Source organism: Exiguobacterium sp. SH4S7, assembly GCF_004336795.1.
GTDB classification, from domain to species: Bacteria; Bacillota; Bacilli; order Exiguobacteriales; family Exiguobacteriaceae; genus Exiguobacterium; species Exiguobacterium aurantiacum_A.
This window is the reverse complement of sequence record NZ_SJUT01000002.1, coordinates 341101-355678: the sequence shown is the minus strand read 5'-3', so window position 1 is coordinate 355678 and position 14578 is coordinate 341101. Positions and strand designations below refer to the sequence as shown.

At 54.0% G+C, this 14578-nt stretch carries 14 protein-coding genes; 12 read left to right on the top strand and 2 right to left on the bottom strand.

All coding sequences use genetic code 11. The annotated features are described in order from the left end of the window. The first annotated feature begins 53 nt into the window (after window positions 1-53). The 8 genes from EVJ29_RS05895 (at window position 54) to yajC (ending at window position 7595) form a co-directional block, all read left to right on the top strand. A complete protein-coding gene (locus EVJ29_RS05895) occupies window positions 54-1487 on the top strand; it encodes an L-aspartate oxidase (protein WP_236633410.1) in 1434 nt (477 codons plus the stop codon). Further along, a complete protein-coding gene (gene nadC, locus EVJ29_RS05890) occupies window positions 1441-2310 on the top strand; it encodes a carboxylating nicotinate-nucleotide diphosphorylase (RefSeq protein WP_131465465.1) in 870 nt (289 codons plus the stop codon). Before EVJ29_RS05895 ends, nadC begins: the two co-directional genes overlap by 47 nt. Beyond that, window positions 2273-3352, top strand: a complete 1080-nt coding sequence (nadA, locus tag EVJ29_RS05885; RefSeq protein WP_131465463.1) for a quinolinate synthase NadA — start codon at window positions 2273-2275, stop codon at window positions 3350-3352. Before nadC ends, nadA begins: the two co-directional genes overlap by 38 nt. A gap of 84 nt (window positions 3353-3436) precedes the next feature. Further along, window positions 3437-4024, top strand: coding sequence for a Holliday junction branch migration protein RuvA (ruvA, locus tag EVJ29_RS05880; RefSeq protein WP_070327680.1), 588 nt, complete (start codon window positions 3437-3439; stop codon window positions 4022-4024). A 10-nt stretch (window positions 4025-4034) separates the two neighbouring features. After that, window positions 4035-5030, top strand: a complete 996-nt coding sequence (ruvB, locus tag EVJ29_RS05875; RefSeq protein WP_071399448.1) for a Holliday junction branch migration DNA helicase RuvB — start codon at window positions 4035-4037, stop codon at window positions 5028-5030. An 18-nt stretch (window positions 5031-5048) separates the two neighbouring features. Further along, window positions 5049-6092 (top strand): tRNA preQ1(34) S-adenosylmethionine ribosyltransferase-isomerase QueA, encoded by a 1044-nt coding sequence (queA, locus tag EVJ29_RS05870; RefSeq protein ID WP_083274023.1) that lies wholly within the window; start codon window positions 5049-5051, stop codon window positions 6090-6092. Further along, window positions 6089-7234: a tRNA guanosine(34) transglycosylase Tgt gene (gene tgt, locus EVJ29_RS05865; RefSeq protein WP_070327677.1), complete on the top strand. Its 1146-nt coding sequence runs from the start codon at window positions 6089-6091 to the stop codon at window positions 7232-7234. Before queA ends, tgt begins: the two co-directional genes overlap by 4 nt. 82 nt (window positions 7235-7316) lie before the next feature. After that, the gene (yajC, locus tag EVJ29_RS05860; RefSeq protein ID WP_070327676.1) at window positions 7317-7595 is read left to right on the top strand and encodes a preprotein translocase subunit YajC; all 279 of its coding nucleotides are present in this window, start codon (window positions 7317-7319) and stop codon (window positions 7593-7595) included. Between the two features lie 26 nt (window positions 7596-7621). Here yajC and EVJ29_RS05855 read toward each other — a convergent pair whose 3' ends face one another. Beyond that, window positions 7622-8776 carry an FAD-dependent oxidoreductase gene (locus EVJ29_RS05855; protein ID WP_131504798.1) on the bottom strand — a complete coding sequence of 385 codons (1155 nt, stop codon included), beginning with the start codon at window positions 8774-8776 and terminating at the stop codon, window positions 7622-7624. 176 nt (window positions 8777-8952) lie between these two features. Here EVJ29_RS05855 and EVJ29_RS05850 point away from each other — a divergent pair, with 176 nt between their 5' ends. Both EVJ29_RS05850 and EVJ29_RS05845 read left to right on the top strand, forming a co-directional pair. Beyond that, window positions 8953-10752: a methyl-accepting chemotaxis protein gene (locus EVJ29_RS05850; RefSeq protein WP_131504797.1), complete on the top strand. Its 1800-nt coding sequence runs from the start codon at window positions 8953-8955 to the stop codon at window positions 10750-10752. A 14-nt stretch (window positions 10753-10766) separates the two neighbouring features. Further along, the gene (locus EVJ29_RS05845; RefSeq protein ID WP_131504796.1) at window positions 10767-11063 is read left to right on the top strand and encodes a hypothetical protein; all 297 of its coding nucleotides are present in this window, start codon (window positions 10767-10769) and stop codon (window positions 11061-11063) included. A gap of 124 nt (window positions 11064-11187) precedes the next feature. Here the strand turns inward: EVJ29_RS05845 and zupT are convergent, their stop codons facing one another. Further along, complete coding sequence (gene zupT, locus EVJ29_RS05840) at window positions 11188-12048, bottom strand: zinc transporter ZupT (RefSeq protein WP_070327672.1); 861 nt, start codon at window positions 12046-12048, stop codon at window positions 11188-11190. A 218-nt stretch (window positions 12049-12266) separates the two neighbouring features. Between zupT and secD the strand changes: the two genes are divergently transcribed. Next, window positions 12267-13568 carry a protein translocase subunit SecD gene (secD, locus tag EVJ29_RS05835; RefSeq protein ID WP_131504795.1) on the top strand — a complete coding sequence of 434 codons (1302 nt, stop codon included), beginning with the start codon at window positions 12267-12269 and terminating at the stop codon, window positions 13566-13568. Beyond that, on the top strand, window positions 13558-14487 hold the full coding sequence (gene secF, locus EVJ29_RS05830) for a protein translocase subunit SecF (RefSeq protein WP_131465455.1): 930 nt from the start codon (window positions 13558-13560) through the stop codon (window positions 14485-14487). Before secD ends, secF begins: the two co-directional genes overlap by 11 nt. Window positions 14488-14578: the final 91 nt, after the last annotated feature.

The following is a 14578-nucleotide window of genomic DNA, read 5'->3' as shown; positions in this document are numbered from 1 at the left end:
TGCGAAACTAGTTTACAAGTCAACATTACATATGAAATACAGGTGATATACAGATGTCTTTACAGTTAATACAAGTCGATGTTTTGATTATCGGGGCGGGGTTGGCCGGGGTCACGGTGGCACTCCATTTGCCGGAGACGTACCGCATCCTCCTCGTCTCAAAACGTGACGTGACCTCCTCGAACTCTGACCTCGCCCAAGGCGGGATCGCGAGTTCATATTTGGAGCCGTCGAGTCTCGATCACGCACACGATACGCTCGTCGCTTCCAAGATGACGGCGCAAGCGGACCGGGTCGTCACGCTCGTCGAGGACGGCCGTGGTGTCGTTTCAGAGATGGAGCGGTTCGGTGTCGTGTTCGACCGGGACGAGTCCGGGTATAAGATCGGCCGAGAAGGTGCCCACGGGAAACATCGGATCTACCACGTCGGTGGTGACGAGACGGGACGTCATGTGATGACCGCGTTACGAGAACGGCTCCCGCAAAACGTTGAAGTGATGGAACACGTCTTGATCGACGGACTGACAAAAACGGGCGGCCGAGTCGTCGGTGCGACCGGTTTCCAAGGTGACGAACGAATCCATATTCAAGCGGGCGCGGTCGTCTTGGCGACAGGTGGCATCGGCGGGCTCGTCGATTGGACGTCGAACTGTCGGGCCGTGACGGGGGATGGACTCGTCTTGGCGAGCGCTGCCGGTGCCGAACTTTCCAACTTGACCGAGATCCAGTTTCATCCGACACTGCTAGCGGTCGAGACGCCGCACCTCGTGACCGAGGCGCTGCGAGGTGCGGGCGCGGAACTCGTCGATGAGGACGGGTGTCACGTGATGCGGCACCATCCGCTAGGCAGTCTGGCGCCCCGTGATGAAGTGGCGGCCGTGCTCACGCGTCACTGCGGCCCGGTCTATCTCGATACGAGTCGCGTCAAAGACATTGCGGCCCGGTTCCCGAAATTGTGGGCGACGTGTCAGGCCGAACGGATCGACGTCGCTCGCATCCCGGTCCGGCCGGGTCTGCATTTTCATATGGGCGGGGTGCGAGTCGATGAAACCGGGTCGACGGGTGTGGCCGGGCTTTACGCGGTCGGTGAAGTCGCCGACACGGGTGTTCACGGGATGAACCGGTTGGCTTCTAATTCACTACTTGAATGCTGGGTGTTCGGAAAACGGGTCGCCGCATCGGTGCGACTTGAAGAAGGGCCGTTCACGGTGACTGAAGTGACCGCTTATGAGTTATCGAAGGAGGCGTTTCAAGCGTATCGTCGGCGATTAGGCAACTGGCTGACAATCTCGCCTGAGTTTGGAGAAATGAGAAGTTTCTTAGAAAATACCCAACAACTGGCACGGACGAAACACGTGACAAGACAATTGGCAGAACGAACATTACAACTTGAGGCGGGCCGGATTTTAGCACGCGCCTTTATGAGAACGGAGGAGTTCCATGAACAGAACGTTACTGCGCGAACAGCTCACACAATTTCTAAATGAGGATATCGGATTTGGAGACGCCTCGAGCGCGCTCATCGACCCGATCGACGTGGCGACAGCCGTCGTCACCGCCAAGGCGGACGGGGTCTTCTCCGGTGTTGACGTCGTGATGGAACTCGCGGCGATGCAACGGCTCGTCGTCGAACAGTGCCGTGACGATGGGACGGATTTGAAAAAAGGGGACGTCATGTTCGCTTTGCGCGGCAAGACGCGGACGATCCTCGAGACGGAACGGATACTGCTCAACCTTGTGCAACATATGTGCGGCATCGCCACGCTGACAAGGCGCTGTGTCGAGGCGCTCGCCGACCCATCGATCCGGGTCACCGACACACGGAAGACGACGCCGGGACTGCGGATGCTTGAAAAATACGCCGTCCGATGTGGTGGGGGATACAACCATCGGCTGCGTCTCGACGACGCCGTCATGATCAAAGACAACCATATTGCGGCACTCGGGGGCATCACGCGGGCCATCGAAACGGCGAGAACTCAAAACGGGCATACGACACCGATCGAAGTCGAGGTCGAGACGATCGAGCAGTTGCGTGAGGCAATCGCGGCAAGTCCTGACATCATCATGCTCGATAACCGGTCACCGGAAGAGTTGAAGGCGTGGGTTGCGCTCGTGCCGTCCCACATCACGACGGAAGCGTCGGGTGGGATCACTGTCGACACAATCGCCGCCTACCGCGGTACGGGCGTCGACGTCATCTCGGTCGGACAGTTGACGAATTCGGTGACGGCTCTCGATTGCAGCTTAAATCTTAAAGGAGGGGTCAAATATGCAGTTACTCGGAACGATGCCAGCACAATACGCTAATATGACGATCGAACAGATGGAAGCGCGGATCGAAGCCATTAAAGCACGGCTCGGCAGCCGGCTGTTTCTACCGGCACATCACTATCAAAAGGATGAGGTCGTCCAGTTCGCGGACGCGACCGGAGATTCGCTCCAGCTCGCACGACTCGCCGAACAAATGAATGGGGCCGAGTTTATTGTCTTTTGCGGCGTCCATTTCATGGCCGAGACGGCCGACATGCTGACACGCGACGACCAACTCGTCATCTTGCCGGACATGCGGGCCGGTTGTTCGATGGCGGATATGGCCGATATCGACCAGACCGAGATTGCTTGGGAGGAATTGACCGACTTGTTCGGTGACGACATCATCCCGATCACGTATGTCAATTCGACTGCAGCCATCAAGGCGTTCGTCGGAAAGAACGGCGGTGCGACCGTCACGTCGTCAAACGCACACGACATCGTCCGTTGGGCACTCGAGACTGGCGAACGGATTATGTTCTTGCCAGATCAACACTTAGGGCGCAACACGGCGTTTGATCTCGGTGTGCCGCTGGCGGCGATGGCCGTCTGGGACCCGCTTCGTGAGCGTCTCGACTACAAGGGCGACATCGAAGACGTACGGGTCATCCTCTGGAAAGGGCATTGTTCGGTCCACGAGAAGTTCAATGTCGCCCAAATCGAGGCGTTGCGGAAGCATGACCCGGAACGACGCATTATCGTCCATCCCGAGTGTACGTTTGACGTCGTGCAGGCGGCGGACGAGGCCGGGTCGACATCCTACATCATCGACCAGATCGAGGCGAGCGCTCCGGGGACGAAGTGGGCCGTCGGGACGGAGATGAACTTGGTCAATCGACTAGCAATGACGCATCCCGAGCAAGACATCGTCTCCCTCAACCCGTACATGTGTCCGTGTCTGACGATGAACCGCATCGATTTGCCGCATCTGTTGTGGGCGCTCGAGTCGCTCGAGACGGATCCGGTCAACATCATTCGTGTCGATGAGGAAACGACGAAATGGGCAACGCTCGCCCTCGAGCGGATGTTAGCGAGATAACGGACAGGCGATCGCCTGTCCTTTTTTCACGGCGTTTTCTATGGTACAATGAATGCAGTTTTCCTATGAAGAGGAGATAACAAAGTGATTGAATTCGTAAAAGGATCCGTCGCCTACGTGTGTGCGGAATATATAACGTTGGATGTTTCGGGCGTCGGCTACAAAGTACATGTGCCTAACCCGTTTTTTTATCGTGAACAAGACGAACATGTAATCGTGTTTACGCACCATTACGTCAGAGAAGATCAACAGACGCTGTACGGTTTCCGGTCACGCCGGGAGCGCGAACTGTTCAATAAACTGCTCGGCGTCAACGGCATCGGACCGAAAGGCGCGCTCGCCATCGTCGCCTCGGGCGACATGGACGCGTTGATTGACGCGATCGAGACCGAGAACGAGAAGTACTTGATGAAGTTCCCGGGCGTCGGCAAGAAGACGGCCAAACAAATGGCGCTCGATTTAAAAGGGAAGTTGTCAGAGCTCGCACCGGACTATGTGCCGAACACAGGCCTGTTCGCACAAGGCTCGTCAGAACTTGACGAAGCGTGTGAAGCGCTCGCCGCCCTCGGTTATTCGGAACGTGAGATCACACGTGTCCGCAAAGAACTGAATTCAGAAATATTGACGACAGACGCTTACATAAAGCGCGCCCTGCAATTGTTGTTGAAATAAGGAGGAACCTATGGACGAACGATTGTTGTCACAATCCCACCAACAGTATGAAGACTCTGAAGAGTGGAGCCTGCGTCCGCAACGGTTCGAGCAGTATATCGGACAAGAGAAGGCGAAAGGGAACTTATCCGTCTTTATCCAAGCGGCAAAAATGCGAAGCGAGACGCTCGACCACGTCCTCCTTTACGGGCCACCTGGTCTAGGGAAGACGACGCTCGCACAAATTATCGCCAACGAGATGGGTGTCGGCATCAAGACGACAGCTGGTCCCGCCATCGAACGCCCAGGTGACTTAGCAGCAATCCTGTCGACGCTCGAGCCGGGGGACGTCCTGTTTATTGACGAGATCCATCGGCTCAGCCGGACGATTGAAGAGATCCTGTATCCGGCGATGGAAGACTACTGCCTTGATATCGTCTACGGACAAGGCGAGATGGCGCGCAGCGTCCGCATCGACTTGCCGCCGTTCACGCTCGTCGGCGCGACGACACGGGCCGGCATGTTGTCGGCCCCGCTCCGTGACCGTTTCGGGGTGACGCTCAAGCTCGAGTATTACGAAGCGCACGAACTCGCGGCCATCGTCAGCCGGACGGCCCAGCTGTTCCGTCTGTCGATCTCACCGGAAGCGAGCGGCGCGATCGCCAAACGCGCACGCGGGACGCCACGGATCGCCAACCGGCTGTTGCGTCGTGTCCGTGACTTCGCGCAAGTGGAAGGGACGAAAGAAATCGACCCAGCCATGGCATCGAGTGCGCTCGATCGCCTGCACGTCGACGCCCTCGGGCTCGACGAGGTCGACCATCGGCTCTTGCGGGCCATGGTCGAACGGTTCGGCGGCGGTCCGGTCGGGCTCGAGACGCTCGCCGCGACAATCGGTGAAGACGCCCAGACGATCGAGGACGTCTACGAACCATACTTGTTACAACAAGGCTTCCTCCAGCGGACACCGCGAGGACGCATGATCACACAATACGCTAAGACGCATTTTGGATACGAAGAGGAGTAAATGATGCAAGATATTCAATTGAACGTAAACGACTATGATTTTGACTTGCCAGAAGAACTGATCGCCCAAGTCCCGCTCCTTGATCGGACGAGCTCACGTTTGCTCGTCCTCGACCGGGACACAGGTGACATCGAGCACCGCCACTTCCGTGACGTGCTCGACTATTTACAAGCAGGCGACGCGCTTGTCGTCAACGATTCACGTGTCTTGCCGGCCCGTCTGTTCGGGGCGAAGCAAGAGACGGGCGGCAAAGTCGAGCTGCTGCTCTTGAAGCAGACCGAAGATGACGTCTGGGAAGCGCTCGTCAAACCGGCGAAGAAAGTCCGCGTCGGCGCCATCGTCGAATTCGGGAACGGATTGCTCCGGGCCGAATGCGTCGAAGAGCTCCCGGAAGGCGGACGCCGCTTCAAGTTCGAGTATGACGGGATCTTCTATGAGATTTTAGACGAGCTCGGCACGATGCCGCTCCCGCCTTACATCCGCGAACAGCTTGACGACCAAGACCGCTACCAGACCGTCTACGCCCGCGAACGCGGCAGTGCGGCCGCACCGACGGCAGGTCTTCATTTCACAGAAGAATTGCTCGAGGCTGCCCAGGCGAAAGGGGTCAACTTGATCCCACTCACGCTTCACGTCGGGCTCGGGACGTTCCGCCCGGTCACGGCCGATACGATCGAAGAGCATACGATGCATAGCGAGTACTTTGAACTGTCCGAGCAATCGGCACGGGCGCTCCGTGACGTCCGCGCGAGCGGCGGCCGCGTCTTCGCGGTCGGAACGACGTCGACACGGACGCTCGAGACAATCATGCGCGATCACGGGGATTTCGTCGAGTCATCGGGCTGGACGGACATCTTTATTTACCCTGGCGTCGAGTTGAAGGCGATCGATGGACTGATCACGAACTTCCATCTGCCGAAGTCAACGCTCGTCATGCTCGTCTCGGCGTTCGCGTCACGCGACATCATCTTACACGCCTACCGAACCGCGGTGGAAAACGAATACCGCTTCTTCAGCTTTGGAGACGCGATGCTCATTACGAGGAAGGAAGAAAACAAATGACCAAACATGCAGTCACATACGAACACATCCACACGTGTAAACAATCAGGAGCGCGGCACGGGATCGTCCATACGCCGCACGGCTCGTTCGAGACGCCTGTCTTCATGCCGGTCGGCACGCAGGCGAGCGTCAAGACGATGGCACCTGAACAAGTGAAAGCGATGGGTGCGAACATCATCTTATCGAACACGTACCACCTATGGATTCGTCCCGGACACGAGGTCGTCAAGCAAGCGGGCGGACTTCACAAGTTCATGAACTGGGACGGCGCGATCTTGACGGACTCAGGCGGCTTCCAAGTGTTCTCACTCGCTGACCTGCGTAACATTCAAGAAGAAGGCGTCCATTTCCGTAACCATTTGAACGGGGACAAGTTGTTCTTGTCACCAGAGAAGGCGATGGAAATCCAAAACGCGCTCGGTGCGGACATCATGATGGCGTTCGATGAGTGCCCGCCGTTCCCGGCGACGCATGAATACATGAAGAAGTCGGTCGAGCGGACAAGCCGTTGGGCCGAACGTTGCCTCGCAGCGCACGAACGTCCGGAGGACCAAGCGCTGTTCGGCATCATCCAAGGTGGTGAGTACGAAGACCTTCGCCGTCAAAGCGCCGAGGACCTCGTCTCACTCGATTTCCCGGGTTATGCGGTCGGCGGTTTGTCGGTCGGCGAACCGAAAGACGTCATGTATCGGGCGCTCGAGTTCACGACACCGTTCATGCCGGAAGATAAGCCGCGCTACTTGATGGGCGTCGGATCACCGGATGCGTTGATCGAAGGTTCGATTCGCGGGATCGACATGTTCGACTGCGTCTTGCCGACACGGATCGCCCGTAACGGCACGCTCATGACGTCTAAAGGTCGCGTGACGATCAAACACGCCAAACATAAGACGGACTTTGGCCCAATCGATGAGAAGTGCGATTGCTATACGTGTAAGAACTATTCACGGGCATACGTGCACCATTTGATCCGTGCCGATGAGATGTTCGGTCTCCACCTTTGCTCGACGCATAACCTTCATTTCCTCGTGAATTTGATGGAACAAGTCCGTCAAGCGATCCGCGAAGACCGTCTGCTCGATTTCAAAGAAGAGTACTTCGAAGAATATGGATATAACAAACCGAACGCCAAGAATTTCTAATTCTCTGACAGCGATTATGTGACAACGAATCGGTTTCACGGTATAATGAACCTGATATTGAAGGAAAGGGTGAATTCTACAAATGGAAACTCTCGTAGCACTATTACCGATGATCCTTATTTTCGTCGTGTTCTACTTCTTGTTGATCCGTCCACAGACGAAGCGACAAAAGCAAGTACAAACGATGCAAAATGCGCTTGAGCGTGGCGATCATGTCGTGACGATTGGCGGCCTTCACGGTGTCGTCCATCAGATCGAAGACACAGAAGTCACATTGAAATGCGACCAAGCACTTCTCAAGTTCAATCGCAGTGCGATTGCTGAAGTGACGAAAAAAGGAAACTCTTCATTCGCTGAGTAAGCAAATGACGCCTGACCAGTATATGGTCAGGCGTTTTTTCGTGCGGGTAATAGGCGAGGAATGATACGACGAGCCCCTTCTTGACCGCCGTAAATGGCACGAGCGAACGGGCCGACGATCAAGTCGGCGTAAGCGCCAGTCATGTAGAAGTTGTCCGTCCAAGCGAGTGAGGCGTCGAGTACCGGTGTGCCGCATGGGGTGAGCGGTAAGTCGAGCTGCTCCATGAGCGGCCGTAAAAACGTCTCTTTCGGATGGAGCGGGCGGATCCCCGTGCAGCAGACGATCTCGTCAGACGGCAACGCAATCCCGTCGACGAATAACTGGTCACCGTCACGGACCGCTTCTCCAATGATGTGTCGAATTTTACCAAGTTGCACGAGCCGCTTCACTTTCAAGACGAGGTCGTTCGGGGACGTCCCAGGCTTTCGTTCTTGCTTGACGAAGTCACGTTTCTCAATCCAATTTTCTTCCAACTGATGAAAAGCGCGTAACCCCTTTGGACCCATGAAACTGCGGTCGGCGTCGAACTGGCTCACCTCGAGCGGGCGCTTCGTGACGAGCGTGACGTCATGGCCTTTACTATGACGCGATACCGTATAATGTAACGCCGTGATCCCGCCGCCGACGACGGTAACGTTCGATTGTTCCGGCTGATTGTTAGCTGAAAAGACGTGTCGGCATGTCGGGATGTCCGCAAAGCCCGGTAGATGCATCGAGCTCGATTGACCGGTCGAAACGATGACCGTCTCGGCGGTAATCCGTCGAGTCGATGTCGTCACTTCGTAGACGTTGCCGGACCGTTTAATCGAGGAGACGGGTTGATTGCCTAAAAAACGAGAATGAAGATTAAAGTCCGCAATCACTTGATCACAGTGATCGTTGAACAACGCTAAAGACGGCCGGCCGAACGTATCCTTGAAATGATAAGAGCCATAGTCGTTCGCCGCCGCGAACTGTTTCAACGCGTATGGATTAGACGATATATGATGGACGCGCGTCGAGCGCAAATGTGACATTTCAATATGAGCGGTTTGGGACTTCCAGTTCTTGAGTAGTTGATCGTGAGCGTCAATTAGCAGAAGCTCTTCTAACGCACCGCCTTGTTCTAAATAAGATACAGCGAGGGTCATACCGTGAACGCCGGCGCCGATGATTAATACCCGTGTTGACAGATCAGTCATGCTTCCACCTCTTAAATAGTAATAGTTACGATTTGTATCATAGGGTAAGTGTCTGCTTTTTGTCAAACTTCATCAATCCGTCGAATCATCGACCTCATTTCCAAAAATCAAATTGATTAGTGAAAACGTTTGCATTAATGTCAAGTTGAGAAGAAATTGGAAATGAGGAAACGGACATGGACGTTAAACGATTATTACAACCGATTAAAAAATGGCAAGGTTGGGCTCGCGTCAAACGACTGAAAGGACGTTCGTCGATCAAACGAACGAAAGGTCGTTCATCGATGCGACGGAAGATGGCGATCGCGCTCGTGCCGACAATCATTGCCTTGCTCCTCGTCGGTGCGCTCGGTTCTTATCAATTAAAAAATGCCACTGCTGAGTACGATCGGGTGTTGAACGAAGGTCTCCGTGACATGTTGATCGCCGAAGATTTGGCGTTGACCGTCACGGATGCCGAGCGCTACTTGAATTATTATTTACTCGTCTCGAACCCGAAGACGCTGATCAGTTTAGAAGCGTCGCAACAAAAGCGCGACGAATTGATGGATGCACTTAAAAAGTCTTCATCTGACGACAAAGTGCTCAGCTGGCTCGGGGATCTAGAGAAGTTTAATCAACATCTCGACACCGAGATGGCACGTGCCATCGAGCTGCGCCAACAACAAGATGAGATCGGATACAAGACGGTACTCAACACGAGCGTGACCCCGACGACCGATCGGGTCCGGATGACGGTCACCGATCTCGTCGCCCATCAAGCGGAGATGCTAGACGATGAGACGGCGGCGGTACAAGCAAACGCCGGCACCTCGATCGTCTGGATGATCATCATCAGTATCATCGGTGTCGCCATCGGGCTGTTGTCGCTCTATGCGCTCCAGAAACTGTTCTTAACACCGATCAACCGTCTCGTCCGTGAAGCACGAGTCGTCGCGGAAGGGGACTTGACCGGGGAGGACATCGCCGTCGAATCGAATGATGAGCTCGGTGATCTCGTGACGGCCTTTAACGAGATGAAACACAACCTCGTCGGGTTGATCCGCCAGGTCGGCGCGGCCTCGGATAAAGTGACGGCGTATTCGGAAGAGCTATACGCGAGCACGGACCACGTCGCGACGACGACCCAAGGCGTGGCTGGACTGTTCGAAGACATGAATATCGCGGCCCAAGTGTCGGCCAAGCGCGCCGAGGAAGGGACGTCTGGCGTCAATCAGGCCGTCACCGGCTTGAATCAAATCGCTGCCGCCTCACAAGGTGTGAATGAACAGACGATTCATACACTTGAGGCTGCGAGCGGCGGACTTGAGACGATTCAGTTGGCCGAGAGTCAGATGCAAGAGATTCAACGGGCCAACGATCTGACCCAACAGATGGTCGAACGTCTTTCGAACCAATCGCTTGAGATTGAAAAGATCACCCGGTCGATCACGGCCATCACCGAACAGACGAACTTGCTCGCTTTGAACGCCGCCATCGAGGCAGCGCGGGCCGGCGAGCACGGGAAAGGGTTCGCGGTCGTCGCCGCCGAAGTCCGTAAACTCGCCGAGGAGTCGAAACAATCGGCCAAGAAGATTCAAGCGGTCGTCGTCGATATCCAACGCGACACGAAACAAGTCGAGGCGGCGTTTGACGTGACGAGCGGTCACGTGACAAACGGCGTCGCCCAAATGGGTGAAGTCGCCGGGGCGTTCCGTGAAATCGTGTCGGTCATTCAAGAGACGTCGCGTCAGATGAGCGAAATTGCCGCGGCGACAGAGGAAGTCAGTGCGAATACGACCGAAGTCGCGGTCTCGGTCGAGGACATGTCGACGAACGCAGTTTCGACGCAACGCAGTGTCGAAGAAGCGGGGGCGAACGTGGAAGAACAGCTCGCCGCGATTCAAGAAATCAATGGCATCGCCGAGACGATGAGCCATATGTCGGTCGAGTTGAAAGATCTCGTCCACTTGTTCAAGACTTCTACACCGCATTGAAAAGGGGTTTAAGTGTGGACAATACGAGCGATTTAATCGGGATATTAGTAGACAAGACAGCAAATGATGCAGAAAGAGACGATGCTGCTATCGATTTGGGTTTTATTTCAAACAACGAAGCAGTAGAGATTGCATTGTTGACCGTCGCAAATGATGAAGGCACGGATGAGATGATTCGAGAAAGTTGTGGAGAATCTTTAGCACAAATTTGGATTGAAAATAATGTATTAAACCTTAAAAACATTTCATTGCTGACAGGAATCGCTTTTTTTGAAGCGCTAGAAATTTTTAAGAAGAAAAATTCTGAATGATGAGTAGAGAACAAAATCATCTTAAGTGAACTACTATCTATGAAATGAAAAGAGGTCATTGAGACGGATAATCCGTTTCAACGACCTCTTTATTGATAGGTGCATAGATTGACACATGTCTTCGTTACATTAAAAGGACGAGGCTCGCTGCCATGACCATCATTCCGGCGACCATGCCGTAAATCGAGTGATGGGCCCGGCCGTATTCACGGGCGGCCGGTAACAGTTCGTCGAGCGAGATGAATACCATGATTCCGCCGACGGATGCGAACAACAAACCGAAGATCGTATCGTTTAGGAATGGCATCAAAATCAAGAAGCCGACGATGGCACCGACCGGTTCCGCTAGACCTGACAGGAACGAGAGTTTTAACGCTTTCTTCCGCGAGCCGGTCGCGTAGTAAATCGGCACCGACACGGCAATCCCTTCCGGAATATTGTGCAAGGCGATGGCAATCGCGATGGCGATACCGACGGCCGGATCATCGAGCGCGGAGATGAACGTGGCCAGTCCTTCAGGGAAGTTATGAATCGTGATGGCGAGCGCCATGAACAGACCCATTTTGTGAAGCCGTTGCTTCGTCTCCTGATTTAGCGGAGCGGGCTCATCCTTAGTTGCGGTCGTGGCCAGTTCTTGAGACGATGGGTCGTTTTGCATCGTCTCGACGAATTTGACCTCATGAGGGTTTTCAGGGGAAGGGATCAACTTATCGATTAACGCAATCAGGAGCATCCCTCCAAAAAATGCGAGCACGGTATAAATTGTGCCGGCCTTTTCCCCGTGGGCACCGACGAGTTCGACAAGCGCTTTCGGGAAGATTTCAATGAACGAGACGTAAATCATGACCCCAGCCGAGAAGCCGAGCGAGATTGACAGAAAGGCTGTGTTCGTCCGCTTCGCGAAGAAGGCAATCATGCTTCCGATCCCGGTCGCGAGCCCAGCGAATAGTGTCAACAAAAAGGCGAAAACAATTGTACTATCCATTGTAGAGGACTCCTTTGCAAACGTAATATATTTTCGATAATCATAGCATAACGCAAGTTTTGCCCTAATGCAACTTTTAGTCGTTCGGGCAAAAAAGCCAGAAAATCTCGAGGTTGATGTTACAATTTTAGGAAAACGATTGATAAATGTTTAGAATATTTGTAATGTTAACGGGAGAAGTTTTATATAGAACACGTATCTAGAAAGGAAATAGCCGTATGTACAAAAAAGGGAATATCGCGATTTTTGCGGTCATCATGATCGCAACGATCTTGCTCGCCGTGTTCACGACGCCATGGGTCGTCAAGAACACAAACCTTGGACTCGACTTAAAAGGCGGGTTTGAAGTGCTGTACGAAGTCCAGCCACTCGAAGATGGTGATGTCATCGACCAATCGGCGATGAATGCAACCGTTCGCGCTATCAACAACCGTGTCAACGTCTTGGGTGTCTCTGAACCGGATATCCGGATTGAAGACGAGAATCGCATCCGCGTCCAACTCGCGGGCGTATCGAACCAGAACGATGCGCGGGAAGTGCTGTCATCGACGGCCCAGCTCACGTTCCGTGACATCGATGATAACGTCCTCCTTGATGGGAAAGACCTCGCACCGCGAGGCGCTGCTATCAGTTATGACCAACAAGGGAACCCAGTCGTCGAGTTGACGCTTCAGTCAGCGGAACAGTTCGGCGAAGTGACGTCGCAAATCGCAGAGCGTCCGGCCCCAGAAAACCGTCTCGTCATCTGGTTAGACTTTGAAGAAGGCGATTCATATGAAGAAGAGATTCAAAAGGAAAACTCGAAAATCGTCTCAGATGCTTCGGTCAACGGACCAATTCTATCTGACAAAGCGATCATTTCGGGCGGCGATATCGATGCTGAAAGCGGACAACGCTTAGCCGACATTTTGAACGCCGGCGCGCTTCCAGTCAAGCTTGAGGAGATTTACTCGACGTCAGTATCAGCCCAGTTCGGACAAGACGCGCTCGATAAGACCGTCTTCGCTTCGCTCATCGGGATTGCAGCTGTCTTCTTGTTCATGTTGTTCTTCTATCGTTTACCTGGACTCGTCTCGATCATCACGCTCGTCTTGTATATCAATTTGATCATGTTGTTCTTCAACGGTATCAACGCCGTCTTGACGCTGCCAGGGATTGCCGCTCTCGTCCTCGGGGTCGGGATGGCAGTTGACGCGAACATCATCACGGCCGAGCGGATTAAAGACGAGCTTCGTTCAGGCAAGTCGGTACTGTCGGCGTTCCGCGCCGGTAACCGCCGTTCGCTCAGTACGATCATCGATGCCAACTTGACGACGCTCATCTCAGCCGCTGTGTTGTTCTACTTCGGGACAAGCTCGGTTCGAGGGTTCGCCATCATGCTCATGATCTCAATTGCGATGACGTTCATCTCGAACGTCTTCATCTCACGTTATTTGATGCACCTCCTCGTCGCTAGTCGCTTGTTCGACAAACGTAAAGGTTGGTTTGGTGTGAAGGAGAGTGAAATCCGTGAACTTTAAGCTCACTGAATTAAACTATGTGAAACATATGCGCACGCTGTTCATCATCTCGTGTGCCGTCGTTATCATCGGTCTCGGTATTCTATTCTTCCGAGGGTTAAACCTTGGAATCGACTTCGCGTCTGGGACGCGTGTCGAAGTGCAGACGGAGACACAAGTGTCACAACAAGAACTTGAAGCCGCCTTTACAGAAGCAGGCGTCAACGAGTCGATTTCTTCGATTCAATACGCCGATGGCGGGTCGCTCGCGAACGTGACGTTCGTCGGTCAGCTCGGCCAGGATGAAGTCGCTTCAGTTAAGACTGTATTCACGGAAACGTTTGGAAGTGATCCGAATATTAGTACCGTATCAGCCGAAGTCGGTCGCGACATCGCCCGTAATGCCGTCTATGCGGTCGCCCTTGCGTCGCTCGGGATCATTCTCTACATCACGTTCCGGTTCCAATTCTCGTATGCGGTCGCGACCGTCGTCGCTATGTTGCACGATGCGTTCTTCATGATCGTCGCGTTCTCGATTTTTGGGATCGAAGTCAACTTGTACTTCGTCGCCGCGATCTTGACGATCATCGGGTACTCGGTCAACGATACGATCGTCACGTTCGACCGGGTGCGCGAGAATATTCAAGCGTATGAAAAAGAGCGGAAGATCAAGTCGATGGACGTCTACCGCGACATCGTCAACACGTCGATTCAAGAGACGATCGTCCGTTCGGTCAACACGGTCATCACCGTACTCGTGACGGCGCTCGCTTTGTACATCTTCGGAGCCGAGTCGATTCGCGGCTTCGCGGTCGCGCTTCTCATCGGACTTGTCATGGGGATGTATTCATCGATCTTCATCGCGTCATACCTCTGGCTCATGCTCAAAAAATTAACAATCAATAAAAAGAAACAAGCCACACCCGCCCCTGAGGCGTGATGACAAGGTCTTCCGATTCGTTCGGAGGACCTTTTTCATATGTCAAGACGGCAAAACACGTCCCCGTTCTGATATAATCAACAGTTGATTG